Here is a 25,185-nt window from a genome sequence, read left to right as displayed (position 1 = left end):
CTATGTCTTCTCGACCACGAGGCGGCTGCCAATGACCTCGACCACACGGTGCTCACCGGTGGCCGGGGCGTGGCCGCTGCGCGGAACCACGGTCCATTGGGCTCCCCGATAGCGCACGGTGGCCGTGCCGTCGGGGTTCCATGCCTCGATATGGATGATCTCGCCGATGTCCAGGTTGACGTCGCGATTCGAGCCAGTGGGCGGCGGACCCGGGCGTCGGCGCTGCACCACATACCAGGCCAGGACCGCACCCACGCCGACCAGAGCCGCCACGACGAGTTGCGCGACCGTTCCCGCGCCCACATGCGCCGCAATGGCCGCCGCTGCGAAGCCCGTGGCCAGCAGCAACAGGTAAACCGTACCCGAGAGCAGCTCGAGCACGATCGCGGCTCCCGCTATCAGCCACCAGATGGTGGAATTCGCCATGTCTTCTCCTCTTTGATGGACGCCCGACATTCTGAGTCAAAAGGTCACGGAATCCTTCATCCGAATTCCGTACACTTCGCGGCTCATTGCCTGTCCGGAGCCCTGCTCATGAAATTTCGCTTCCCCATCGTCATCATCGACGAGGACTTCCGCTCCGAAAACACTTCGGGCCTTGGCATTCGCGCGCTTGCGCAGGCCTTCGAAAGCGAGGGCTTCGAGGTGCTGGGCGTCACGAGCTATGGGGACCTGAGCCAATTTGCGCAGCAGCAAAGCCGTGCCAGCGCTTTCATCCTGTCGATCGACGACGAGGAGTTCACGGTGGGCCCCGACCTCGATCCCGCCGTGCTGAGCCTGCGCAGCTTCATCGGCGAGGTGCGCCGCAAGAACGCCGACGTGCCGATCTACATCTACGGCGAAACCAAGACCTCGCGCCACATCCCGAACGACATCCTGCGGGAGCTCCATGGCTTCATCCATATGTTCGAGGACACGCCCGAGTTCGTGGCGCGCCACATCATCCGCGAGGCCAAGAGCTACCTGGAGGGCGTGCAGCCGCCGTTCTTCAAGGCGCTGATCGACTACGCCGAAGACGGCTCTTACTCGTGGCACTGCCCGGGCCATTCGGGCGGCGTGGCATTCCTGAAGAGTCCGGTGGGCCAGATGTTCCACCAGTTCTTCGGGGAGAACATGCTGCGCGCCGACGTCTGCAACGCGGTGGAAGAACTCGGGCAGTTGCTCGACCACACCGGTCCGGTGGCGGCCAGCGAGCGCAATGCCGCGCGAATCTTCAACGCCGACCATTGCTTTTTCGTGACCAACGGCACCAGCACCAGCAACAAGATGGTGTGGCACCACACGGTGGCGCCCGATGACGTGGTGGTGGTCGATCGCAACTGCCACAAGTCGATCCTGCACGCGATCATCATGACTGGCGCGATCCCGGTCTTCATGAAGCCCACGCGCAACCATTTCGGCATCATCGGCCCGATTCCCAAGAGCGAGTTCGAGCAGAGCGCCATCAAGGCCAAGATCAAGGCCAACCCGCTGCTCGCCGACGTGAACCCCGACAAGGTCAAGCCACGCGTGATGACGCTCACGCAGTCGACCTACGACGGCGTGATCTACAACACCGAAACCATCAAGGGCATGCTCGACGGCTACGTCGACACGCTGCATTTCGACGAAGCATGGCTGCCGCATGCGGCCTTCCATCCGTTTTACGGCGCCTACCACGCCATGGGCAAGCGCCGAGTGCGTCCGAAGGAATCGCTGGTGTTCGCCACGCAGTCGACCCACAAGCTGCTGGCCGGCATCAGCCAGGCCAGCCACGTGCTGGTGCAAGACTCGCAGAACCGTGCGCTCGACCGCGACCTGTTCAACGAGGCCTACCTGATGCACTCGTCGACCAGCCCGCAGTACGCGATCATCGCGAGCTGCGACGTGGCCGCCGCCATGATGGAGCCGCCCGGCGGCACCGCGCTGGTGGAAGAGAGCATTCTCGAAGCGCTCGACTTCCGCCGCGCCATGCGCAAGGTCGAGGCCGAATTCGGCAAGGACGAGTGGTGGTTCAAGGTCTGGGGCCCCGAGAAACTCGTCGACGAAGGCATCGGCCGCGCCGAAGACTGGATCATGACGGGCGAGAAGAGCGGCAAGCCGAAAAACAAGAAGTCGCCGCGCAACTGGCACGGCTTCGGCGATCTGGCCGACGGCTTCAACATGCTCGACCCGATCAAGTCGACCATCGTGACGCCCGGCCTGGATCTGGAAGGCAATTTCGCCGAGACCGGCATTCCCGCCAGCGTGGTGACCAAGTTCCTCGCGGAGCACGGTGTGATCGTGGAGAAGACCGGGCTCTACAGCTTCTTCATCATGTTCACCATCGGCATCACCAAGGGTCGCTGGAACACGCTGCTCACGGCGTTGCAGCAGTTCAAGGACGACTACGCGCGCAACCAGCCGATGTGGCGCATCCTGCCCGAGTTCTGCCAGCAGCACCCCGGCTACGAACGTCTGGGCCTGCGCGACCTGTGCCAGCACATCCACCAGCTCTACGCACGCTACGACGTGGCGCGGCTCACCACCGAGATGTACCTGAGCGATCTCACGCCGGCCATGAAGCCGAGCGACGCCTTCGCCCACATCGCCCACCGCAAGACCGAGCGCGTGGAAATCGACGAGCTCGAAGGCCGCATCACCACCAGCCTGATCACGCCGTATCCGCCGGGCATTCCGCTGCTGATCCCAGGCGAGGTGTTCAACAAGAAAATCGTCGACTACCTCAAGTTCTCGCGCGAGTTCAACCTGCAGTGCCCGGGCTTCGAGACCGACATCCACGGTCTGGTGGCGCGCATCGACGAGACGGGCAAGAAGCGCTACTACGCGGACTGCGTGGCCGCGCCGAAGAAATAAACAGGTAAGCGAGTGCGCGCCGTGGGCGCGCAGTGCGTCAGGAGGGCAGGTCGATGCGCTCCCGCATGAAGCGGGCGAACCTCGGCAAGCCGCCGGGGTTGGTGCCGTTGAAGCGGTAGGTCACCCAGCGCCCGATGGCGGGCGGGTTCTCGCGCTCGGCGTCGGTGAGTCCGGTGCCGAGCTTGAAGCGCTTGCCCTCGGCCGTTTCGACCAGCAGCGCACCCAGCCGGCCACCGTGCCGGCCCTTGCCCGGAACGTGCCCGACCACCCGGGCCTCGGCGTCGTCGTGGAGCTTGACCTTGAGCAGGTCGCTGTTGCGTTCGGCACGATAGAGCGAACCGCCCCGGTGCAGCATCAGGCCTTCGCCGCCCATCTTCACGGTCTTGTCGAGCAGCGCCTGCAACTCGGGATGCGTGGTGGCGCGCTCTTGAGGCACGGGCACGATCCACGGCGCATCGGTGATCGGCAGCAGTTTGCGCAAGGCAGCGAGCCGCGCCGTGAAATCGCCGCCCTGAGACGGCAGATCGAACACCATGAACCGCATGCTGTGCCAGGCGGTGTCGTTGGGCGTCTGGCTGCGCACGGTGGAAACGGCGTGCGCAAACTGGCCCCGGCCGGCCCACAGCTCGCCATCGAGCGGCTGCTTGGGCAACTTTGCCGTGAACCAGGCGGGCGCCACCACCGGCTCCCCGCCACGCGTCCAGAGCTGCTGGCCGTCCCAGTAGCCGCGCACCCCGTCGTACTTTTCGCTGACCCAGTAGTCCGCCAGCGACATGCCCGGGCGGTAGACCTCAGCCAGCATCAGTGCCGGCGCGGCTTCGCGCGCGACGGCCACGCGGGCCGCCAGCGCACCGAGCCCGGCAAGCAGGAGGGAACGTCGGGTCAGCAAGGCGCCACTGCCAATCGATAAAGACGCAATGTTCTGCGGAAGTTGCAGGAACGAGCCTTTATTCGCCCATTCCCGCGACGACGTTGCTGAAGCCGCCGTCCACGTAGGTGATCTCGGCGCTCACGCCGCTGGCGAGGTCGCTCAGCAGAAAGGCAGCCACGTTGCCGACTTCCTCGATGGTCACATTGCGGCGGATGGGCGAGGCCTCGGCCACGGCGGACAGCATCTTGCCGAAACCCTTGATGCCGCTGGCCGCCAGCGTCTTGATCGGCCCGGCGCTGATGCCGTTGACGCGCATGCCCTTGGGGCCGAGCGATGCCGCGGTGTAGCGCACCGAAGCCTCGAGCGATGCCTTGGCCAAGCCCATGGTGTTGTAGTTGGGCAGTGCGCGTTCAGCGCCCAAGTAAGTCAGCGTCAGCAGCGCGGCCTTGTCGTTGAGGTAGGGCAGGGCGGCCTTGGCCATGGCCGGGAAGCTGTAGGCACTGATGTCGTGCGCAATCTTGAAGCCTTCGCGCGACAGTCCTTCGAGAAAGTCGCCTGCGATGGCCTCGCGCGGCGCGAACCCGATGCTGTGCACGAAGCCGTCGAACTTGGGCCAGGTCTGCGCCAGATCGGCGAAGAGCTTGTCGATCTGCGCATCGTCGCCCACGTCGCAGTCGAAAATGAGCTTGGAGTCGAAGTCTGCGGCGAATTCGGTGATACGGTCCTTGAATCGCTCGCCGACGTAGCTGAAAGCAAGCTCGGCGCCTTGTTCGTGACATGCCTTGGCAATGCCATAGGCGATGGAGCGATTGCTCAACACGCCGGTGATCAACAGTTTTTTGCCGGAAAGAAAGCCCATGAAGTTGCCTCGTGAAAATCTTGGGCAGAATTCTCGCATGCGGGCTTGGCTGCTTTTTCTCCTGATGCTCTGGGCGGCTCCTTCATGGGCCGCCCATGCCTATGCGCAGTTCGGCGACGTCAAGTATCCGCCCGGCTTCACCCATTTCAGCTACGTGAACCCGAATGCGCCCAAGGGCGGCGAGATACGCATGGTCCCGCCGACCCGGCCCACCAACTTCGACAAGTTCAACCCCTTCACCTTGAAGGGCACGGCGCCCTATGGACAGGGCGTGCTGGTGTTCGAAAGCCTGCTCGCAGGCAATTCGGAGGAGCCGACCACAGCCTATGGCCTGCTGGCGGAAGACGTCGAGGTGCCAGCCGACAAGCTTTCCGCCACATTCCGGCTCAATCCCAAGGCGCGCTTCAACGACGGCTCGCCGGTGCTGGCTGCCGACGTGGTGTATTCCTTCGAAACGCTCAACAGCAAGCTGGCAGCGCCCCAGTTCCGAACGATCTATGCCGAGGTGAAGGGCGTGCGCGCACTCGACGAACGCACCGTGCGCTTCGAGTTCGCAAGGCCCAATCCGGAGCTGCCTTTGGTGGTCGGCGGCATGGCGGTGTTCAGCCGCGCCTGGGGCGGCGGCAAGCCTTTCGACCAGATCATCAGCGAGGTGCCGATTGCCTCCGGCCCCTACAAGCCCGCGAGCGCGCGGCTGGGCCGCGACATCACCTATGTGCGAGACCCGCGCTATTGGGGCGCCGAGCTGCCGGTGCGCCGGGGGCAGTTCAATTTCGACCGGGTCTCCTTCAAGAACTACCTGGACGACACCTCCCGCTTCGAGGGGCTCAAGGCCGGTGAATTTGACTTCATGCGCGAATTCACTTCGCGCAACTGGGCGCGCCAATACAAGGGCAAGCAATTCGAGAGCGGCGAACTCGTGAAGCGCGCCTTCGAAACCCGAAACCCCGGCGATTTCCAGGGCTACGTATTCAACCTTCGCAAGGACAAATTCAAGGATGTCCGGGTGCGCCAGGCCGTCGGGCTGGCAATGGATTTCGAATGGCTCAACCGCCAGCTGTTCTACGGGCTCTACACGCGCGTGCAGGGTTATTTTCCCAACAGCGAGTTTCACGCCGAAGGCTTGCCAAAACCCGACGAGCTGGCGCTGCTCGAACCGCTGCGCGACAAGCTGCGCCCCGAAGTCTTCGGACCGGCCGTGGTCTCGCCGAGCACCGCACCGCCAGGAAGCCTGCGCGAGAATCTGCGCCGTGCAAGGGCGTTGCTGGCCGAGGCGGGCTGGACCTACCGCGATGGCGCGCTGCGCAACGCCAAGAACGAGCCGTTCACCATCGAGTTCCTGAACGACCAGCCCTCGCTCATCCGGGTTGCCACGCCGTTCCAGAGCGCGCTGCAGAAGCTTGGCATCGAGATGCGCTTTCGCACCGTCGATTTCTCGCTGTCGCAGCAGCGCATGGACAATTTCGACTTCGAGATGACCAGCTTGCGCTTGTCGGGCAGTACCGCGCCCGGAGGCGAGTTGCTCGACTTCTTCGGGTCCAAGGCGGCCGAGACCCATGGCTCCTCCAACATCTGGGGCATTGCCGATCCGGCCGTCGACGCGCTGGTGCAGAAGGTGCTCAGTGCCACAACCAGGTCCGAACTGCGCACGGCGGTGCGCGCGCTCGATCGCGTGCTATCGCACGGCTACTACTCGATTCCGCAGTACTACGGGAGCGCCTTCCTGGTCGGCTACCGGCCGCGGCCTGTCGTACTGCCCGATGTCGTTCCCCCGTATTACCAGGCCGACGCTTGGGCGATGACCACCTGGTGGGCGTCGCCCACGAACAAATAGAAAATCGCGCACGCCATGGCCAGCTACATCCTTAAACGCCTGCTCCTGATGGTGCCCACGCTGCTCGGCGTGCTGCTGCTGACCTTCGTGGTCATCCAGTTCGTGCCCGGCGGGCCGGTCGAGCAGATGGTGTCCCAGCTGCAGGGCCGCGATTCCGGTGGCGAGCGCGCTGCGAGCAGCGGGGCCGGCTATCGCGGGCGGCAGGGGCTGGCGCCGGAACGCATCGCGGAGATCAAGGCGCTCTATGGTTTCGACAAGCCGGCGCACGAGCGCTTCTGGCAGATGCTCAAGTCCTTCGCAAAACTCGACCTGGGCCAGAGCTTCTACCAGCGCAAGGCAGTGTGGGACCTGGTCAAGGAAAAGCTGCCGGTGTCGATCAGCCTGGGCCTCTGGACCTTCTTCATCAGCTACCTGATCGCGGTGCCGCTCGGCGTGGCGAAGGCCGTTCGCGCGGGTTCACGCTTCGACTTCGTGACCACGCTCATCGTGCTGGTCGGCTATGCGATACCTGGTTTTGTGCTGGGGGTGGCGCTGCTCGTGATCTTCGGTGGCCAACTGCAGTGGTTTCCGCTGCGCGGGCTGACTTCGCCCAACTGGGAAACCCTTGGCTGGGGCGCAAAGATCGTCGACTATCTCTGGCACATTGCGCTGCCCGTGACCGCCATGGTGCTCGGCAGCTTTGCCGTGACGGCCATGCTCACGAAGAATTCGTTCCTGGAGGAAATCCGCAAGCAATACGTGCTGACGGCGCGCGCCAAGGGGCTCGCCGAGCGGCAAGTGCTTTGGAAGCACGTGTTCCGCAACGCCTTGATCCCGATCATCACGGGATTTCCGGCGGCCTTCATCGGTGCTTTCTTCACGGGATCGCTGTTGATCGAGACGCTGTTCTCGCTCGATGGGCTGGGTCTCTTGAGCTACGAAAGCGTGATCCGGCGAGACTATCCCGTGGTGCTGGGCACGCTGTATCTGTTCACGCTGATCGGCCTCTTGACCAAGCTCATTTCCGACCTCTGCTACGTCTGGGTCGACCCGAGGGTGAAATTTGACTGACGCGCTGCCCGTTTCGCTGAGCCCTGCGCGCCGCGCCTGGCGCCGTTTTCGCCGGAATCCGCTCGGGTTCTGGAGCCTCGTCGTCTTCACGGTGCTAGTGGTCCTCAGCCTTTTTGCGGAGGTGTTGTCGACCGACAAGCCGCTCGTCGTGCACTACGAAGGACAAACCTACTTCCCCGTGCTGCGCGACTATCCCGAAAAGACCTTCGGCGGCGACTTCGAGACGCCGGCCGACTACCTCGACCCGTTCATCCGCGAGCGGATCACGGCGGGTAAGAACTGGGCAATCTATGCGCCGAACACCTATGGCCCGCAGACGCTCAATTACTTTGCCAAGTTGCCGAATCCGTCGGCCCCATCGCGCGACAACTTTTTTGGCACCGACGACCGCGGCCGCGACCTGCTGGCGCAGTTGATCTACGGCTTTCGCGTAAGCGTGCTGTTTGCACTGGCGCTCACGGTCATCGGCGTGGTGCTGGGCATCGTGACGGGAGCTGTGCAGGGCTTCTTCGGCGGCAAGACCGACCTCGCGTTCCAGCGCTTCATCGAAATCTGGGGCTCCATGCCCGAGCTCTACCTGCTGATCATCTTCAGCGCGATCTTCTCGCCCAGCGTGGCGCTGCTGCTCATCTTGCTGAGCCTTTTCGGATGGATGGGCCTGTCGGACTACGTGCGCGCCGAATTCCTTCGCAACCGCCAGATGGACTACGTGCGCGCCGCGCGCGCACTCGGCGTCGGCAATCTCCAGATCATGTGGCGACACATCCTGCCCAACAGCATGGTGCCGGTCGTCACCTTCCTGCCTTTCCGAATGAGCGCGGCCATCCTGGCGCTGACGTCGCTCGACTTCCTGGGCCTTGGCGTGCCGCCGGGTACGCCGTCGCTCGGCGAACTGCTGAGCCAGGGCAAGGCCAACATCGATGCCTGGTGGATCTCGTTGTCCACCTTTGGCGTGCTGGTCGTGACGCTGATGCTCCTGACCTTTATGGGCGACGCGCTGCGCGATGCGCTCGATCCGCGAAAGGCCGACAAGTGAGCGCAATGACGACCCCTCATCAGCCACTGCTGGACGTCAAGGGCCTGCGCGTCGCGTTCGGCGGCAAGGAGGTGGTGCATGGCATCGACTTCCACATTGCCGCCGGCGAGAAGCTCGCCCTGGTGGGCGAGTCGGGCTCGGGCAAGACCGTCACGGCGCTGGCGCTGCTGCGCCTGGCCCAGAACGCCGACCTCGCAGGTGTCGCGAAGCTGTTCGACCCCCAGGCTTCGAACGGGCGCGACCTCCTGTCGATCCCGGAGCGGGAACTGCGCGGCATTCGCGGCAAGGAGATCGCAATGATCTTCCAGGAGCCGATGACCGCGCTCAACGCGCTCTACAGCGTGGGCGACCAGATTGCCGAGGTGCTCGAACTGCACGAAGGGCTCTCGGCACGCGACGCGCAAGCCGCCGCCGTCCAGTTGCTTGCCGACACCGGCATTCCCGAGCCGGAGCGGCGGGCGAGGGCGTTTCCGCACCAGCTCTCGGGTGGCCAGCGCCAGCGCGCGATGATCGCGATGGCGCTGGCCTGCAAGCCGCGCCTGCTGCTGGCCGACGAGCCGACCACAGCGCTCGACGTGACCGTGCGCGCGCAGATCCTCGATCTGCTGGCCGACCTGCAGCGCAAGCATGGCATGGCGGTGCTGCTGATCACCCACGACCTGAACCTGGTGCGCCGGTTCGCCGACCGCGTCGCGGTGATGGAAGACGGGCACATCGTCGAGCAGGGCGAGGTGGCCACGGTGTTCGAAGCGCCACAACATGCCTACACCCGCAAGTTGATCGACAGCCATCCGGAGCGCAACGTCGCCGCCGTGGCCGCGGGCGCCGATGCACGGCCGCTGCTCGAGGCCACGGGCCTGCGTGTGAGCTATCCGGTATCCCGGCCCGGCGTTGCCGGCTGGTTCCGCAAGGGCGAATTCATCGCGGTGCAGAACGCCGACTTCCGCATTGCGCCCGGTGAAACACTGGGTGTGGTCGGTGAATCCGGATCGGGCAAGTCGACGCTGGCGCTGGCGGCGCTCGGGCTGCTGAAATATCGTGGCGCGCTCAAAGTCGATGGCAAGGGATGGGCGGTCGACCGAGGGTCCGATCTGGCCTTGCGCCGGGTCATGCAGGTGGTTTTCCAGGATCCGTTTTCTTCGCTTTCGCCCCGCATGACGGTCGAGCAGATCGTCGGCGAGGGGCTTCGCGTGCACGCGCCAGAGCTCAGCACCGAACAGCGCCGCGAACGCGCACTAGCGGCGCTGGCCGACGTCGGCTTGAGCGAGGCGCAGTTCCCGTCGCTGCTCGACCGCTACCCGCACGAGTTCTCGGGCGGGCAGCGCCAGCGCCTTGCAATTGCGCGCGCGCTCATCGTCGATCCGCAACTGTTGGTGCTCGATGAGCCCACCAGCGCGCTGGACGTAACGATCCAGAAGCAAGTGCTAGGGCTGCTGCAACGCCTGCAGCGCGAGCGGGGCCTGAGCTACCTGCTCATCACCCATGACGTCGAAGTGATACGCGCCATGGCGCACCAGGTGATCGTGATGAAGGATGGCAACATCCTCGAATCCGGCCTTGTCGAGCGCGTGCTCGACGCGCCCGAGCACCCCTACACAAAGACGCTGGTGGCCGCTGCGCTGCTGGAATAGAACAACGGGATCCAGAACAATGTCGGGAATTGGACAAGGCCGTCGCGGGGCCTGGCGCGCGGCGCTGGCCTGCATGGTCACTTTGGCTGTGGCCATGGGGCTGGGGCGTTTCGCCTTCACGCCCATGCTGCCGATCATGCTGCACGAGGGAAAACTGCAGCTCGAGGCCGGAGGCGTGCTGGCCTCACTCAATTACCTCGGTTACTTTCTGGGCGCGGTCAGCTGCGCTGCCATCGGCATCAAGGCCAAGACCATGGTGCGGGGCGGCCTGGCTGCAACGGCCGTGCTGCTGGTCGGCATGGGCGTGCTCCACAGCTTCACCAGTTGGGGCGTTCTGCGCGCGGCAGCCGGCGTGATGAGTGCCTGGGTATTCGTCTTTGCGTCGGGATGGGGCCTGCGCCGGTTGGCCGAGACCAATTCTCCGGCACTGGCTGGCGTGATCTACACGGGGCCTGGCATCGGCATTGCCATGACGGGTCTGCTTGGCGGCGCCCTGGGCCGCTGGGGCTCGGAAGCCGGGTGGATTGGCCTCGGCGTGCTGGCGGTGGTGCTGGTGGCGGCGATCTGGCGGGTGTTCGACGATGGCGAATTGCCCGCGGCCGCCGCTTCTACGGCCGCACCTGTGGCCACGGCCGGGACACCCGCATTGGCCTCGGCGCGCAGCGACGCGGCATGGCTGGTCGCGCTCTATGGCCTGGCCGGCTTCGGCTACATCATCACGGCGACCTTCCTGCCCGTGATCGCTCGCCAGGCTTTGCCGGGCTCGCCCTGGCCTGACTTCTTCTGGCCGCTTTTCGGGCTGGCGATCATTCCGGGCGCGCTGATCGGCGCCCGCGCGCCCCTTCATTGGGACAACCGGCTGTTGCTGGCGGCGGCGTATGCGCTGCAGGCGCTGGGCGTATTGCTGTCGGTGGCGTGGCCCACGATTGCCGGCTTTGCGCTTGGCAGCCTGCTGCTCGGCATGCCGTTCACGGCCATCACTCTTTTTGCGATGCGGGATGCGCGCCGGCTGCGGGGCAATGCCGCCGCCGGGCTGATCGGCTACGCGACCGCTTCCTATGGCGTCGGGCAGATCATCGGGCCGCTTTTTGCCGCGCCGCTGGCCCAGCGAACCGGGTCGTTCCAGTTGCCGCTGCTGGTGGCGGCTGCGGCCCTGGCGCTCGGGGCCGCGCTGTTTGCGGTGGTGTGGTCGAAATCTCGCCGCATAACAGGCAACTGAGCGCCGAAGCCCCTTCATTTCTCACACGAATAGCATATAATTCGAGGCTCACGACCAAACGGGCGGGTACCAACCGCCCGTTTTTTTTGGTCTATGCATTCTCGATGCGTGGCACCCGTGGCGGGCGGGTGGCGCGTACAGGCATTTTTACAAGGCATTTTCAAACACGTGGCATTGCAGCAGACAGTGGAACAAACCGTGGCCGGACTCGGCTACGACCTGGTCGAGATCGAAAGATCGGCCGGGGGATTGCTGCGCGTCACGATTGATTTGCCCTGGACAGCCCCCACCTCGGAAGCTGTGGCTGCGGGAATTCCCGAGCCCTTCGTGACCGTCGAGGATTGCGAAAAGGTCACGCGGCAACTGCAGTTTGCGCTCGAGGTCGATGGTGTCGATTACAAGCGGCTCGAGGTTTCCTCGCCGGGTATTGACCGTCCGCTTCGCAATGAGCAGGATTTCGAGCGTTTCGTCGGTGAGGTGATCGACATCACGCTCAAGGTGCCGATGGGTGCCGCGGCGGCGGGGCAGGTGTCTGCCAACCGCAAGAAATTTCGCGGCACGCTGGAGCGTGCTGAAACAGCGGAAGGGGCTGTCGCAGCCCCGGGCTGGCAAATCGTCTGGAGCGATGCGCCCGAGCCCAAACCGGGACAAAAAGTGAGCAAGAAGCGCGCGCCTGCAAAGTTGCATGCGCTCGGCTTCGTGCTGGACGAGCTGCGCGATGCGCGGCTCGCGCCAATTGTGGATTTCAAGGGCCGCAGGGCCAAAACCCAACCGGGTTTTTCGGATATTGACGACGGAACGAATGTTCCGGACTGACTAGAGGAGTGGTGGCATGAATCGCGAAATGTTGATGTTGGTGGATGCGATCTCGCGAGAGAAGAACGTCGAGCGCGACGTGGTCTTCGGCGCGGTCGAATCCGCGCTGGCGCAGGCCACCAAGAAGCTCTATGCGGGCGAAGTGGACATCCGCGTGGCCGTGGACCGCGACAGCGGCGACTACGAAACCTTCCGCCGCTGGCACGTCGTTCCCGACGAGGCCGGCCTGCAGCTGCCCGACCAGGAAATCCTCCTGTTCGAAGCCAAGGAAGAAATGCCCGACATCGAGGTCGACGAATACATCGAGGAATCGGTGGACTCGGTGCCGATCGGCCGCATCGGCGCCATGGCCGCCAAGCAGGTGATCCTGCAGAAGATCCGCGACGCTGAGCGCGAGATGCTGCTGAACGACTTCATGTCGCGCGGCGACAAGATCTTCGTGGGCACCGTCAAGCGCCTGGACAAGGGCGACATCATCGTGGAGGCCGGCCGCGTCGAAGGGCGCCTGCGCCGCAGCGAGATGATCGCCAAGGAAAACCTGCGCAACGGCGACCGCGTGCGGGCCATGATCATGGAGGTCGACCTGACGCTGCGCGGCGCGCCGATCATCCTGTCGCGCTCGGCCCCCGAGTTCATGATCGAGCTGTTCCGCCAGGAAGTGCCCGAGATCGAACAAGGCCTGCTCGAAATCAAGAGCTGCGCTCGCGACCCCGGTTCGCGCGCCAAGATCGCCGTGCTCTCGCACGACAAGCGTGTCGACCCGATCGGCACCTGCGTCGGCGTGCGCGGCACGCGTGTCAACGCTGTGACCAACGAGCTCGCCGGCGAGCGCGTGGACATCGTGCTGTGGAGCGAAGACCCGGCGCAGTTCGTGATCGGTGCGCTGGCCCCGGCCAATGTGTCTTCCATCGTTGTCGATGAAGAAAAGCACGCCATGGACGTGGTGGTCGACGAGGAAAACCTCGCCATCGCCATCGGCCGCGGCGGCCAGAACGTGCGCCTGGCTTCCGACCTCACGGGTTGGAAGATCAACATCATGGACGCCAACGAATCTGCGCAGAAGCAGGCCGTCGAAACCGACGCCAGCCGCAAGCTGTTCATGGAAAAGCTCGACGTCGACGAGGAAATCGCCGACATCCTGATCTCCGAGGGCTTCAACAGCCTCGAAGAAGTGGCCTATGTGCCGATCTCCGAAATGCTGGAGATCGAAGCTTTCGATGAAGACACCATCAATGAGCTGCGCACGCGCGCCAAGGATGCGCTGCTGACCATGGAAATCGCCAAGGAAGAGGGCGTCGAGACCGTCTCGCAGAATCTGCGCGACCTCGAAGGCCTCGACCCCGAGCTGATTCCAAAGCTGGCCGAGGCGGGTGTGAACACCCGCGACGACCTCGCCGACCTCGCGGTCGATGAACTCACCGAGATCACCGGCCACAGCGCCGATGACGCCAAAGCCCTCATCTTGAAAGCCCGCGAACATTGGTTCGCCGGCCAAGAGTGATGGTCATGGAGGCACGAAACCAATATGTCCAGTACCACTGTCGCCGAGTTCGCGAACGAGCTCAAGAAGACTCCCGAAACCTTGCTTGACCAGCTCAAGAGCGCAGGCGTGCCCAAAGCGGCACCCACCGATGCACTCACCGAGGCTGACAAGCAGCGCCTGCTCGGCTTTCTCAAAGCCAGCCATGGCACCGCCGAGCCCGAGCGCAAGAAGATCACGCTGACGAAAAAGTCGACCAGCGAGATCAAGCAGGCCGACGCCACTGGCCGCGCCCGCACCATCCAGGTCGAGGTGCGCAAGAAGCGCACCTTCATCCAGCGCGATGACGGCCACCCTGCCGTGCCCGAAGCACAACAACCGGTGGCCGAAGCGCCCGCGGCGTCCGCTGCACCCCGCGTCGACGAAGCCGAACTGGCCCGCCGCGAGGAAGAAGCGCGCCGCCAGGCCGAGCTGATCCGCCGCCAGGAAGAAGAACTGGTCGAGAAGCGCCGCCTGCGCGAAGAAACCGAAGCGCGCGAACGCGAGCAGGCCGAGAAGGCCGAGCGCGCCGAACAGGCAGAGCAGGAGGCCGCACGCATCGCCGCCGAGAAGAAGGCCGCTGCCGCAGCCGCCGCTGCGCCCCCGAAGGAAGCTGCCAAGCCGGTTGCCGCGCCTGCCGCAGCCGCTGCAGCCGCCGCCGAACAGCAAGCCGCCGACACCAAGCTGGCTGCGCAAACAGCCGCCACGCAAGCCAAGGAAGACGCGAAGGCCAAGGCCGCCGCCGAATCGAAGGCCCGTGCCGACGAAGAAGCCGCCCGCGCCAAGGACCTCGACGAGCGTCGCCGCAAGGCACTCGCCGAAGCCGAAGCCATCCGCGCCATGATGAACGCACCGGCCCGCGTGCTGGTGCCGCACAAGGCGCCCGAGAAGCCGCAGCCCGAGAAGGCCGCGGTCAAGGGAACGCTGCACAAGCCAGCCACCCCGGCGGCGCGCCCCGGCGCGCCAGCCGCACCGGGTGCTGCCGCAGCCCCTGGCGCCGCCGGTGCCGGCAAGGAAGTCAAGTCGGCCAAGCTCTCGTCGAGCTGGGCTGGCGATCCGGCCAAGAAGAAAGAAATCAAGACCCGCGGCGATGCCAGCGGTGGTGTTGGCCGCGGCAACTGGCGCGGAGGCCCGCGCGGCCGCCGTGGCAGCAACGACCGTGGAGGCCATGAAGAGCATGTGCAGGCCGCACCGGTCGAGGCGCGCATTCTCGAAGTGCACGTGCCCGAAACCATCACCGTGGCCGAACTCGCCCACAAGATGGCCGTCAAGGCGCAGGAAGTCATCAAGCAGCTCATGAAGCTGGGCCAGATGGCGACCATCAACCAGTCGCTGGACCAGGACACCGCCATGATTCTGGTGGAGGAAATGGGCCACAACGCGGTCGTTGCCGCGCTGGACGATCCCGAAGCCTTCACCGACGAAGACGTGTCGGCGCAAACCGCCGAAGCCCTGCCGCGCGCACCGGTCGTGACCGTCATGGGCCACGTCGACCACGGCAAGACCTCGCTGCTGGACTACATCCGCCGCGCCAAGGTAGCCGCGGGCGAAGCCGGTGGCATCACGCAGCACATTGGTGCCTACCATGTGCAGACCGAACGCGGCATGGTGTCGTTCCTCGACACCCCGGGTCACGAGGCCTTCACGGCCATGCGTGCCCGCGGTGCGCAGGCCACCGACATCGTCATCCTCGTGGTGGCGGCCGACGACGGCGTCATGCCTCAGACCAAGGAAGCCATCAAGCACGCGAAGGCTGCCGGTGTGCCGATCGTGGTCGCGATCAACAAGATCGACAAGCCCGATGCCAGCCCGGACCGCGTGAAGCAGGAACTGGTGACCGAAGAGGTCGTGCCCGAAGAGTACGGCGGCGACGTGCCGTTCGTGCCGGTGTCCGCCAAGACGGGCCAGGGCATCGACGAACTGCTCGAGCAGGTGCTGCTGCAGGCCGAAGTGCTGGAACTCAAGGCGCCGGTGGATGCCGCCGCCAAGGGCCTGGTCATCGAAGCGCAGCTCGACAAGGGCCGCGGCCCGGTCGCCACCGTGCTGGTGCAGTCCGGCACGCTCAAGACCGGCGACGTGGTGCTGGCGGGTTCGACCTATGGCCGCGTGCGCGCCATGCTTGACGAAGACGGCAAGAGCATCAAGACGGCCGGCCCGTCGATCCCGGTGGAAATCCAGGGTCTGACCGAAGTGCCGCAGGCGGGCGACGAGTTCATGGTGATGGCCGACGAGCGCCGTGCGCGCGAAATCGCCACCTACCGTGCCGGCAAGTTCCGCAACACCAAGCTGGCGAAGGCCCAGGCTGCGAACCTGCAGAACATGTTCACCGACCTTTCGGCCGGCGAAGTGCAGACGCTGCGCATCATCATCAAGGCCGACGTGCAGGGCTCGCAGGAAGCACTGGCCCAGTCGCTGCTCAAGCTGGCGACCGAAGAGGTCAAGGTGCAGATCGTGTACGCCGGCGTGGGCGGCATCAGCGAAAGCGACATCAACCTTGCCATCGCCTCGAAGGCGATCGTGATCGGCTTCAACGTGCGCGCCGATTCCGGTGCGCGCAAGCTGGCCGAAGGCAATGGCGTGCAGCTGAACTACTACAGCATCATTTACGACGCCGTGGACGAGATCAAGGTCGCGATGTCGGGCATGCTGGCACCGGAGCGCCGCGAAGAGATCATCGGCTCGGCCGAAATCCGCACGGTGTTCGTGGCTTCCAAGATCGGTACGGTCGCGGGTTCGTACATCACCTCGGGCTCGGTCAACCGCACGGCGCATTTCCGCCTGCTGCGCGACAACGTGGTGATCTACACCGGCGAAGTCGACTCGATCAAGCGCATGAAGGACGACGTTCGCGAAGTGCGCGAAGGCTTCGAGTGCGGTATCAAGCTCAAGAACTACAACGACATCAAAGAAGGTGATCAGTTGGAATTTTTCGAGATCAAGGAAATCGCCCGGACGCTGTAAGCGTTCGATGCGAGAGAGACCATGCCGAAAAGAAAAGCCGCCGCCCCCAACCGCGCGTTCAAGGTTGCCGACCAGATCCAGCGGGATCTGACGGAGCTGATCGCGCGCGAGTTGAAGGACCCGCGCGTGGGCATGGTCACGATCCAGGCGGTCGAGGTCACGCCCGACTATGCGCATGCGAAGGTCTACTTCAGCATGCTCACGGGCGACGTGGCCGAGACCACCGAAGCGCTGAACCAGGCTGCGGGGTTTCTTCGCAACGGCCTGTTCAAGCGTCTCCACATCCACACCGTGCCGACGCTGCACTTCCTGTTCGACCGCACCACCGAGCGTGCAGCCGACATGAATGCGCTCATCGCGCAGGCCGTCGCTTCGCGTTCGAAAGACGACTAGCGATGAATGCGCCACGCACAAGGGTGCAGCGGCGCCCTGTGCATGGGGTGTTGTTGCTCGACAAACCGCTGGGACTCTCCAGCAATCAGGCCTTGCAGAAGGCCAAGTGGTTGCTGCGCGCCGAAAAAGCGGGCCACACCGGCACGCTCGATCCGCTGGCCACCGGCGTGCTGCCGCTGTGCTTCGGCGCGGCCACCAAGTTCAGCCAGCTGCATCTCGATGCCGACAAGACCTACGAGGCCACGGCCCGCCTGGGCATCAAGACCGCCACCGGCGATGCCGAGGGCGAGGTGATCGCCGAGCGTCCGGTGCACGTCACGCCTGAAGACCTGGCCCGCGTCGAGGCGCAATTCACCGGCCCGATCCGGCAGGTCCCGCCGATGCACAGCGCACTCAAGAAAGACGGCAAGGCGCTGTACGAGTACGCCCGCGAAGGCATCGAGATCGAGCGCGCGCCGCGCGACGTGGTCATTCATGCATTGAAGATCACGCAGGCAGCGGCCGAATCGGCGGGCAATGCGATAAAAATAGTGGCTTCCGTGAGCAAGGGAACCTACATTCGCACGCTGGGCGAAGACATCGGCGAGGCACTGGGCTGCGGCGCCCACCTCACGTCGCTGCGCCGTACGGCCACCGGCGGTTTCGGCGTGGTGCAGTGCATCACGCTCGAAGCGCTCGAAGCCATGGGCGAGGAAGAGCGGCTGGCCCAATTGTTGCCTGCCGAATCCCTGGTCGAGGGCCATACCATCGTCACGCTGGGCAGCGAAGATGCGGGGCGCTTTCTGTCCGGCCTGCGCCGCCGCGGCACCTGGCCCGATGCCGACCACGTGGCAGTGTTCGGCGAAGCGCCTCCCGCCTTCCTCGGCACGGCGCATGTCGCTGCCAACGAATTGATACCGGGGCGCTTGCTGAACCCCATCGAAATCCAGCAAATTCTTTTGAACGCACAACAGACCGAAGCGACACCATGAGTACCAAGCAAATCCGCAATATCGCCATCATTGCCCACGTGGACCATGGCAAGACCACGATGGTCGACCAATTGCTGCGCCAGTCGGGCACCTTCGCCGAGCACGAGAAAGTCGTCGACACGGTGATGGACAACAACGCCATTGAAAAGGAACGTGGCATCACGATCCTGGCCAAGAACTGCGCCGTGACCTGGGAAGGCACGCACATCAACATCGTCGACACCCCCGGCCACGCGGACTTCGGCGGCGAAGTGGAACGCGCGCTGTCGATGGTCGACGGCGTCGTGCTGCTGATCGACGCGCAGGAAGGCCCGATGCCGCAGACGCGCTTCGTGACCAAGAAGGCGCTGGCCCTGGGCCTCAAGCCGATCCTGGTCGTGAACAAGGTCGACAAGCCCGGTGCGAACCCCGACAAGGTGGTGAACGCCGCCTTCGACCTGTTCGACAAGCTCGGCGCCACCGACGAACAGCTCGACTTCCCCGTGGTGTATGCCTCGGGCATCAACGGCTGGTCGTCGCTGGAAGAGGGCGCTGCGGGCGAGCAGTGGGGCCCCGACATGTCGGCCCTGTTCAACACCATTCTGAAGCACGTGCCGGCCCAGAAGGGTGACCCCGAAGCGCCGCTGCAACTGCAGATTTCCGCGCTCGACTTCTCGACCTTCGTCGGCCGCATCGGCGTGGGCCGCATCAGCCAGGGCACGCTCAAGCCCATGATGGACGTGATGGTGATGGAAGGTCCGGACGGCAAGTCGGTCAAGGGGCGCGTCAACCAGGTGCTGACTTTCCAGGGTCTGGACCGCGTGCAGGCCACCGAAGCCGGCCCGGGCGAAATCGTGCTGATCAACGGCATTACCGACATCGGCATTGGCGTGACCGTGACTGACCCCGCCAACCCGGCACCGCTGCCGATGCTCAAGGTCGATGAACCGACCCTGACCATGAACTTCTGCGTCAACACCAGCCCGCTGGCCGGCCGCGAAGGCAAGTTTGTCACCAGCCGCCAGATCTGGGACCGCCTGCAGAAGGAACTGCAGCACAACGTGGCACTGCGCGTGAACGAGACCGACGAAGAAGGCATCTTCGAGGTGATGGGCCGCGGCGAACTGCACCTGACCATCCTCTTGGAAAACATGCGCCGCGAAGGCTATGAAATGGCCGTGTCGAAGCCGCGCGTGGTGTTCCGCACCGTCAACGGCGAGAAGCACGAACCCATCGAGCTGGTCACCGCCGACATCGAAGAGCAGCACCAGGGCGGCGTGATGCAGGCACTGGGCGAGCGCAAGGGCGAGCTGGTCAATATGGAACCGGACGGCCGCGGCCGTGTTCGCCTCGAGTACCGCATTCCGGCGCGCGGCCTGATCGGCTTCACGAACGAATTCCTGAACCTGACGCGCGGCTCGGGCCTCATCAGCAACATCTTCGACAGCTACGAGGCGCACAAGGGCGACATCGGCAGCCGCAAGAACGGCGTGCTGATCTCGATGGACGATGGTGAAATCTTCACCTACGCCCTGGGCAAGCTGGACGACCGCGGCCGCATGTTCGTGAAGGCCAACGATCCGGTGTACGAAGGCATGATCGTCGGTATCCACAGCCGCGACAACGACCTCGTGGTGAACGCCACGCGTACGAAGCAGCTGACCAACTTCCGCGTGAGCGGCAAGGAAGATGCGATCAAGATCACGCCCCCGATCGACCTCACGCTGGAATACGGCGTGGAATTCATCGAGGACGACGAACTGGTCGAAATCACGCCCAAGAGCGTGCGCCTGCGCAAGCGTTTCCTGAAGGAAAGCGACCGCAAGCGCGCCAGCCGCGAAACGGCGAGCTGATCGCCGACATCGACCGATGCTGCGCCTGACGCACGGAGGGGCCGTGTGGCTGATGGTCGCCGTGACCCTGATGTGGGCCACGGCGGGCGTCGTCACGCGGCACCTCGCACAGGCGCACAGTTTCGAGATCACTTTCTGGCGCAGCCTCTTCACGATGCTGGCGCTGCTGGTGATCTTGCCGCTTTGGCGGGGCCGCGCCGTGTTCTCGCAAATACGCAGCGGCGGTCGCGAGCTCTGGATTTCGGGCGTCTGCTGGACCGTGATGTTCGCGGCCTTCATGGTGGCGCTCACGCTGGCCTCGACGGCCAGCGTGCTGGTCACGATGTCGCTCGGGCCGTTGCTTACCGCGTTGGCCGCGCGAATCTTCATCGGTCACCGGCTGCCCGCGCGAACCTGGCTCGCCATCGTGGTGGCCGGGCTGGGCATCGCGTGGATGTACGGCACGCAACTGATGCAGGGCGGTGATACGGCGGGCGGATCTCTGCTCGGAACGCTGGTGGCGCTGTGCGTGCCGCTCGCGGGCGCCACCAACTGGACGGTGGTTCAGCATGCGCAGGCCAAGGGGCGCGACATCGACCTGGTTCCCGCGGTGCTCATTGGCGCCGCGCTCAGCACGCTGGCCACTTTGCCGTTTGCCTTGCCGTTCAAGGCGACCGCGCACGACCTTGGCCTGCTGGCATTCCTTGGCGTGTTCCAGCTTGCGATTCCCTGCGTGCTTTCAGTGCTTTGCGCCCGGGTGCTGAAGGCGCCCGAGGTCGCGTTGCTTGCGCTGCTCGAAGTGATCTTCGGCATTGCACTGGCGTGGCTCGGCGCGGGCGAAGAACCCGCTGCGAGCGTGCTGACCGGCGGTGCGCTGGTCATCGGGGCGCTGGTATTCAACGAACTGCTGGCAATGCGCGGACGCCGCACTACGGTGGCCGATGACGCGCTTCCCAGCGCGCATTAGCGCGGCCAGGTAAAGCTCAAAAGAAAAAGGCCCCGACATCTGCCGGGGCCTTTTGCATTCAAGGGACCGCGCGATCAGGGACGCGCGACTTTCCAGGCGCCGTTCAGGACGCCGTCGCCGGTCTTGTCGCCGGGCTTGCTGTCCTTCGTCCAGTAGTAGAGCGGAGCGCCCTTGTAGGCCCACTGCTTCTTGCCGTCTTCGCGCACGATGATGGTGTAGCCCCCCATGGGCTTCGCGGTTTCGGCGACCGGCAGCGGCGGCCAGTTGGCGGCGCACTGGGCGTTGCAGGCGGAGGTGCCCGCACCGGCTGTATCGCGGCCGAAGGTATACAGCGTCATGCCATTCGGTCCGACGAGTACGCCGTCGGCGGTGCGAGTAGGCGCGTCGGGTGCGCTGGCGGTCTTGTTGGACATGCCGCCGCAGCCGGCGAGCAGTGCCGCCGCGAGGATCGAGGCGCTGAGCAATTTCATGCAGATTCTCCTTCAGTTGATAAATCGCGATAACAAGTCATCTGGTTGCGCGACCCGGCAGTTTATGCCGGGCTCAAGACAAATCCCGGTAGGCGAGCGTCGCCAGTTTCAGCAAAACCTCGCGCGGCAGCTTGCCCGCAACGGCATAGCCGAAGCCCTGGTCTACCCAATAGAAGCTGGGCACCGGCCCTTCGGAGGCAAAGCGGAACGCTGTTTCGCGAGATGCGGCGGTGCCGGCGGCTGCTCGGCTGTCGAGCGTGCCGATATAGAGCGTCACGCGTTCGCCCGCCGCGTCCTCGAACATGAACTGGGCGCGCGCGCCGCTTTCTCCGGGCAGCAAACGGCCGCCGACGAGCGTGTAGCCCATTGATGCCAGGTCCGGCACCTTGAGCGGCTTGTCCAGGCGCTTCGACAGCCACTGCACGAGGTGCTGCTGCTCGGCGGCAGCCACTTCGACGGGATGCCTTTTCTCGGGCGCATAGACGGCGTGCGCCACCGACGCGTCGTGCACGAACTCGCGCATAGCAGGTGCCTTGGCGAGCAGGGCTGGCCCAGCGCGCTGCATCGACCATTGGGCATTGCCGAGCCATCCCGCTGCAAAGGCGACCAGCACGCCGGCCGCCATGCCACCCCATCGGATCCAGCGGCCTTGCCGAGTTTGCCGCGGCGCATTGCGATCGAGTGCGCTCATCAAGTGGGCGGGAACGGGTTCGCCGAGCAGTTCGCCATGCAGCTGGCGCAAGGTGTCCCGCTGGCTGCGCCAGGCCGCGACACGTTCGGCGACAGCCGGATCGTGCGCCATGGTTTCTTCGACCTCGGACTTGCGGTCCGGTGCCAGCTGGCCATCGACGAGGGCATGCAGCTCGTCGTCGGTAGGGGGCGGGGCGGGGCGGTTCATGGTTTTTTCACTTCAGGCGCCGCAGGCCGGGGCGGCTCGGCACAGCGGCGCCGTCCATCAACTCGTGCAGCCGGGCGCGGGCGCGCGAGAGGCGCGACATCACGGTGCCGGCGGGTATGCCAAGCACCTTTGCCACCTCGGCATAGGAAAGGTCTTCGAGCGTCACCAGCAGCAGCACGGCGCGCTGCTCCTCGGGCAATTGCATCAGGCAGCGCTGCAGGTCCAAGCCGCTGCCGACGTCGCGGCCCGAATCGACGGCGCCGTGCAGCTCGTGCGCCACGTCGTCCAGCGGCACGACGCTGTGCGCCGGTGGCGTGCGCCGCCGCTGGCTCGCGAAGATGTTGTGCATGACCGTGAACAGCCACGCACGCAGATCGCTGCCCACCCTCCAGAGCCGCCACTTGCCGCAGGCCCGCTCGAGCGTGTCCTGCACCAGGTCGTCCGCCGCCCATGCGTCGCCCGTGAGTGCGCGCGCATAGCGGCGCAAGCTCGGAATCTGTTCGGCGATCAGGCGAGCGTCCACGGAAAGGCGAGTAGTGCGTCGCGCTCAGGGCTTGGCGGTTTTCCAGGCACCGCCGACGCCGTCGCCGGTCTTGTCGCCGGGCTTCGAGTCCTTGGCCCAGTAGTAGAGCGGCCAGCCCTTGGCGGCCCATTGCTTCTTGCCGTCGTCGCGCGTGACGATGGTGAAGTCGCCGGCCGGCTTGTCGCTGTCGGCTGCCATGAAGGGCGGCCAGTTGGCCGCGCAGCCGCCGTTGCAGGCCGATTTGCCGCTGCCGGCCGTGTCCTTGTCGAAGGTGTACAGCGTCATGCCGTTCGGGCCGACCAACGCACCGTCGGCGGCCTTGGGCTGGGCGAATGCGGGAAGCGCGAGCAGGCTGCTCAGCAGCGCGGCGGCAAGGCCGGCGGAGGAAGCGCGAAAAGGCGACATGGAATGACTCCTGGGTTGGTGGCATCGACGATCCGATGACACCGCACAAACGCCTGTAGCGCGCGTTTTATTCCATGGCGCGCAAAAAAAGACTAGCGGTTGCGGCTCTTCATTGCGCGCTCGACTTCGCGCTTGCCTTCGCGGTCCTTGATGGTGTCGCGCTTGTCGTGCTCGGCCTTGCCCTTGGCCAGCGCAATATCGAGTTTGATCTTGCCGGCTTTCCAATGCAGATTGAGCGGCACCAGCGTGTAGCCTTTTTGCTCGACCTTGCCGACCAGGCGGCGAATCTCTTCCTTGTGCAGCAGCAGCTTCTTGGTGCGGATGGAGTCGGGGTTGACGTGGGTCGAGGCGCTCTTGAGCGGATTGATCTGCAGGCCGACGACGAACAGCTCGCCGTCGCGGATCACCACGTAGCCGTCGGTCAGCTGGACCTTGCCTTCGCGCAGGGATTTGACTTCCCAGCCTTCGAGGACGATGCCGGCTTCGAAGCGTTCTTCGAAGAAGTAGTTGTACGCGGCCTTCTTGTTGTCGGCAATGCGGGAGGAGGTATCTTGTTTCTTGGTGGCCATGGCTCGGGAAGGTGGGGGCGCATGGCTTCAATACAATCCGTCGCGCACGCTGTCCCGATTCTATGAAAACAGTCAATAAGTCCGTCCTCATCTGGTACAGCGCCGAAGAGATGTACGCGCTCGTCACCGATGTGGAGAAGTATCCGCAGTTCCTGCCGTGGTGCGACAAGTCGCGGATCATCGAGGAAGACGAAGCCGGAATGACTGCAGAAGTCGGCTTGGCTTTCGCCGGCCTTCACCAGAGTTTCACCACCCGCAACACCCACGTGCCTGGGCGCGAAGTGCACCTCAAGCTCGTCGACGGTCCGTTCTCCAACCTGGACGGGCTCTGGAAATTCGCCCCCGTGGGCGAGCCCGGCGAGCGCGCCTGCCGCGTCGAGCTGCACATGAGCTACGGCTTCAGCAACTTTGCGCTGCAGGCCCTGGTGGGACCGGTGTTCGACACCATCGCCTCCAGCCTGGTCGAAGCTTTCGTCAAGCGCGCCGAGCAGATCTACGGCGCTTCCTGATGATCGAAGTCACGCTGAGCTGCTCGCCCGCGCCGCGCGAGGTGTTCGAGCAAGTTCTTCGGCTGGCGCCCGATGCCACCGTGGACGACGCCGTGAAGGCCAGCGACCTTGCGCAGCGCTTCCCGCAGCTGGATTGGCGCCAGGCCATGACGCCGGGGATCTGGGGCAGGGAGGTTGAGTGGGACCAGGCGCTGAAGGACGGCGATCGCGTCGAGCTGTGCCGGCCGCTCGCCGTCGATCCCAAGGTGGCGCGCCGCGAGCGCTTCCAGCGCCAGGGCGCGCGGGGCACTGGCCTTTTTGCCAACCGCCGCAAAGGCGGCAAGGCCGGCTACTGAACCGGCCCGCCTGCTCGGGTTACTTGCAGTCGCTCTCGATGATCGACTGAAGGCGCTTCTGCTCGGCAGCACGCGCGGTGTCGTCCATGATCTCGCGCTCGCCCTTGGCGTTGACCTTGGCCACGCGGATGCCGCTGTCGAACGTGGCCTTGCCCTGGCGGGCGCGGTCGCAGTTCTCGGCCTTGACCTTGGCGTTCTTCTCCGCCTCGGCCGCCTGCTTGGCTTTTTCTTCCGCCTGCGCCTTCTTGGTCTTTTCCTCGAGTTCCTTGTCGACGCCCGGCGGCTTGGGGGAGGCCGCTGCTTCGCGCGGCTTGGACGCCTCGGGCGCATCGGCCTCGGCAGGGGCCTGCGTGAGGCCGCCGCGCGGTGGGGGCGTACCCGAGCGGCGCAGGATGTTCTTTTCGGGCACGTCCGGCGGCGGCGCCTGGTCGCTGAAGACCTTCTTGCCGTTCTTGTCGATCCATTGCCATTGCGCGCTGGCCGCGAGCGGCAGCAGGCAAACACATCCCAGTACGAGCCAATGCGCGAATTTCATGCGGCGAGTTTAGCGTTGCCTTACGTTTGGCAACATCCAGACCGCAGCTTTTCGCTCGGGGTGAGTTGGAAATTGGCTACGGTCGCACGCCTTGCCGGCCAGAACGAGGCCGGCCGAAGCCCCCTGGAGGGCGGGTAAGTACCGAGCATCGCTACAATCCGTCTTTTG

The 25,185-nt window shown here is 64.9% G+C and carries 24 protein-coding genes; 15 read left to right on the top strand and 9 right to left on the bottom strand.

From position 1 onward, the window contains the following. Entirely contained in the window at positions 1-426 is a 426-nt protein-coding gene (locus BLR24_RS25810; RefSeq protein WP_093022724.1) for an NfeD family protein, read from the bottom strand. A 108-nt stretch (positions 427-534) separates the two neighbouring features. Here BLR24_RS25810 and BLR24_RS25805 point away from each other — a divergent pair, with 108 nt between their 5' ends. Beyond that, positions 535-2,835, top strand: coding sequence for an arginine/lysine/ornithine decarboxylase (locus BLR24_RS25805; protein ID WP_093022722.1), 2,301 nt, complete (start codon positions 535-537; stop codon positions 2,833-2,835). A gap of 37 nt (positions 2,836-2,872) precedes the next feature. Here BLR24_RS25805 and BLR24_RS25800 read toward each other — a convergent pair whose 3' ends face one another. Both BLR24_RS25800 and fabI read right to left on the bottom strand, forming a co-directional pair. Beyond that, positions 2,873-3,724 carry a DNA ligase gene (locus BLR24_RS25800; RefSeq protein ID WP_093022720.1) on the bottom strand — a complete coding sequence of 284 codons (852 nt, stop codon included), beginning with the start codon at positions 3,722-3,724 and terminating at the stop codon, positions 2,873-2,875. Positions 3,725-3,782: 58 nt separating this feature from the next. Beyond that, positions 3,783-4,565 (bottom strand): enoyl-ACP reductase FabI, encoded by a 783-nt coding sequence (fabI, locus tag BLR24_RS25795; protein WP_093022717.1) that lies wholly within the window; start codon positions 4,563-4,565, stop codon positions 3,783-3,785. 37 nt (positions 4,566-4,602) lie between these two features. Here fabI and BLR24_RS25790 point away from each other — a divergent pair, with 37 nt between their 5' ends. From BLR24_RS25790 to BLR24_RS25735, 12 genes are all read left to right on the top strand, one after another. After that, positions 4,603-6,399, top strand: a complete 1,797-nt coding sequence (locus BLR24_RS25790; RefSeq protein ID WP_093022714.1) for an extracellular solute-binding protein — start codon at positions 4,603-4,605, stop codon at positions 6,397-6,399. Positions 6,400-6,414: 15 nt separating this feature from the next. Then, positions 6,415-7,449, top strand: coding sequence for a microcin C ABC transporter permease YejB (locus tag BLR24_RS25785; protein ID WP_093022711.1), 1,035 nt, complete (start codon positions 6,415-6,417; stop codon positions 7,447-7,449). Further along, a complete protein-coding gene (locus tag BLR24_RS25780; RefSeq protein ID WP_254787572.1) occupies positions 7,442-8,485 on the top strand; it encodes an ABC transporter permease in 1,044 nt (347 codons plus the stop codon). The genes BLR24_RS25785 and BLR24_RS25780 overlap by 8 nt, the downstream gene beginning before the upstream one ends. A 5-nt stretch (positions 8,486-8,490) precedes the next feature. After that, positions 8,491-10,116, top strand: coding sequence for an ABC transporter ATP-binding protein (locus BLR24_RS25775; protein ID WP_093022708.1), 1,626 nt, complete (start codon positions 8,491-8,493; stop codon positions 10,114-10,116). Between the two features lie 19 nt (positions 10,117-10,135). Further along, positions 10,136-11,335 carry a YbfB/YjiJ family MFS transporter gene (locus BLR24_RS25770; protein ID WP_093022705.1) on the top strand — a complete coding sequence of 400 codons (1,200 nt, stop codon included), beginning with the start codon at positions 10,136-10,138 and terminating at the stop codon, positions 11,333-11,335. Positions 11,336-11,503: 168 nt separating this feature from the next. After that, entirely contained in the window at positions 11,504-12,151 is a 648-nt protein-coding gene (gene rimP / locus BLR24_RS25765) for a ribosome maturation factor RimP (RefSeq protein ID WP_093022702.1), read from the top strand. Between the two features lie 16 nt (positions 12,152-12,167). Then, a complete protein-coding gene (nusA, locus tag BLR24_RS25760) occupies positions 12,168-13,652 on the top strand; it encodes a transcription termination factor NusA (RefSeq protein ID WP_093022699.1) in 1,485 nt (494 codons plus the stop codon). 24 nt (positions 13,653-13,676) lie between these two features. Beyond that, positions 13,677-16,631 carry a translation initiation factor IF-2 gene (gene infB / locus BLR24_RS25755; RefSeq protein WP_093022696.1) on the top strand — a complete coding sequence of 985 codons (2,955 nt, stop codon included), beginning with the start codon at positions 13,677-13,679 and terminating at the stop codon, positions 16,629-16,631. 21 nt (positions 16,632-16,652) lie between these two features. Beyond that, positions 16,653-17,024 carry a 30S ribosome-binding factor RbfA gene (gene rbfA / locus BLR24_RS25750; RefSeq protein ID WP_028258724.1) on the top strand — a complete coding sequence of 124 codons (372 nt, stop codon included), beginning with the start codon at positions 16,653-16,655 and terminating at the stop codon, positions 17,022-17,024. 2 nt (positions 17,025-17,026) lie between these two features. Beyond that, on the top strand, positions 17,027-17,995 hold the full coding sequence (truB, locus tag BLR24_RS25745; RefSeq protein WP_093022693.1) for a tRNA pseudouridine(55) synthase TruB: 969 nt from the start codon (positions 17,027-17,029) through the stop codon (positions 17,993-17,995). Further along, positions 17,992-19,827 carry a translational GTPase TypA gene (typA, locus tag BLR24_RS25740; protein ID WP_093022690.1) on the top strand — a complete coding sequence of 612 codons (1,836 nt, stop codon included), beginning with the start codon at positions 17,992-17,994 and terminating at the stop codon, positions 19,825-19,827. The genes truB and typA overlap by 4 nt, the downstream gene beginning before the upstream one ends. A gap of 16 nt (positions 19,828-19,843) precedes the next feature. Beyond that, a complete protein-coding gene (locus BLR24_RS25735) occupies positions 19,844-20,773 on the top strand; it encodes a DMT family transporter (protein WP_175543345.1) in 930 nt (309 codons plus the stop codon). Positions 20,774-20,847: 74 nt separating this feature from the next. Here the strand turns inward: BLR24_RS25735 and BLR24_RS25730 are convergent, their stop codons facing one another. From BLR24_RS25730 to smpB, 5 genes are all read right to left on the bottom strand, one after another. Next, entirely contained in the window at positions 20,848-21,243 is a 396-nt protein-coding gene (locus tag BLR24_RS25730) for a COG4315 family predicted lipoprotein (RefSeq protein WP_055797076.1), read from the bottom strand. A gap of 73 nt (positions 21,244-21,316) precedes the next feature. Continuing rightward, positions 21,317-22,141 carry an anti-sigma factor family protein gene (locus BLR24_RS25725; protein ID WP_093022687.1) on the bottom strand — a complete coding sequence of 275 codons (825 nt, stop codon included), beginning with the start codon at positions 22,139-22,141 and terminating at the stop codon, positions 21,317-21,319. 7 nt (positions 22,142-22,148) lie between these two features. Next, positions 22,149-22,664: a sigma-70 family RNA polymerase sigma factor gene (locus BLR24_RS25720; protein ID WP_093022684.1), complete on the bottom strand. Its 516-nt coding sequence runs from the start codon at positions 22,662-22,664 to the stop codon at positions 22,149-22,151. Positions 22,665-22,688: 24 nt separating this feature from the next. Continuing rightward, positions 22,689-23,069, bottom strand: coding sequence for a COG4315 family predicted lipoprotein (locus tag BLR24_RS25715; RefSeq protein WP_093022681.1), 381 nt, complete (start codon positions 23,067-23,069; stop codon positions 22,689-22,691). A 92-nt stretch (positions 23,070-23,161) separates the two neighbouring features. Next, positions 23,162-23,638: an SsrA-binding protein SmpB gene (gene smpB, locus BLR24_RS25710; protein WP_093022678.1), complete on the bottom strand. Its 477-nt coding sequence runs from the start codon at positions 23,636-23,638 to the stop codon at positions 23,162-23,164. A 62-nt stretch (positions 23,639-23,700) separates the two neighbouring features. Here smpB and BLR24_RS25705 point away from each other — a divergent pair, with 62 nt between their 5' ends. Together BLR24_RS25705 and BLR24_RS25700 are read left to right on the top strand one after the other, a co-directional pair. Continuing rightward, positions 23,701-24,147, top strand: a complete 447-nt coding sequence (locus tag BLR24_RS25705; protein WP_093022675.1) for a type II toxin-antitoxin system RatA family toxin — start codon at positions 23,701-23,703, stop codon at positions 24,145-24,147. Further along, complete coding sequence (locus BLR24_RS25700; protein ID WP_093022672.1) at positions 24,147-24,482, top strand: RnfH family protein; 336 nt, start codon at positions 24,147-24,149, stop codon at positions 24,480-24,482. The genes BLR24_RS25705 and BLR24_RS25700 overlap by 1 nt, the downstream gene beginning before the upstream one ends. Before the next feature lie 19 nt (positions 24,483-24,501). Here the strand turns inward: BLR24_RS25700 and BLR24_RS25695 are convergent, their stop codons facing one another. Next, entirely contained in the window at positions 24,502-25,017 is a 516-nt protein-coding gene (locus BLR24_RS25695) for a DUF4124 domain-containing protein (protein WP_093022669.1), read from the bottom strand. Positions 25,018-25,185: the final 168 nt, after the last annotated feature.

It is taken from the genome of Variovorax sp. OV700, assembly GCF_900099805.1.
GTDB lineage: Bacteria > Pseudomonadota > Gammaproteobacteria > Burkholderiales > Burkholderiaceae_C > Variovorax.
Note: the sequence above shows the minus strand (reverse complement) of the source record. Positions and strands in the feature narration are given on the sequence as shown.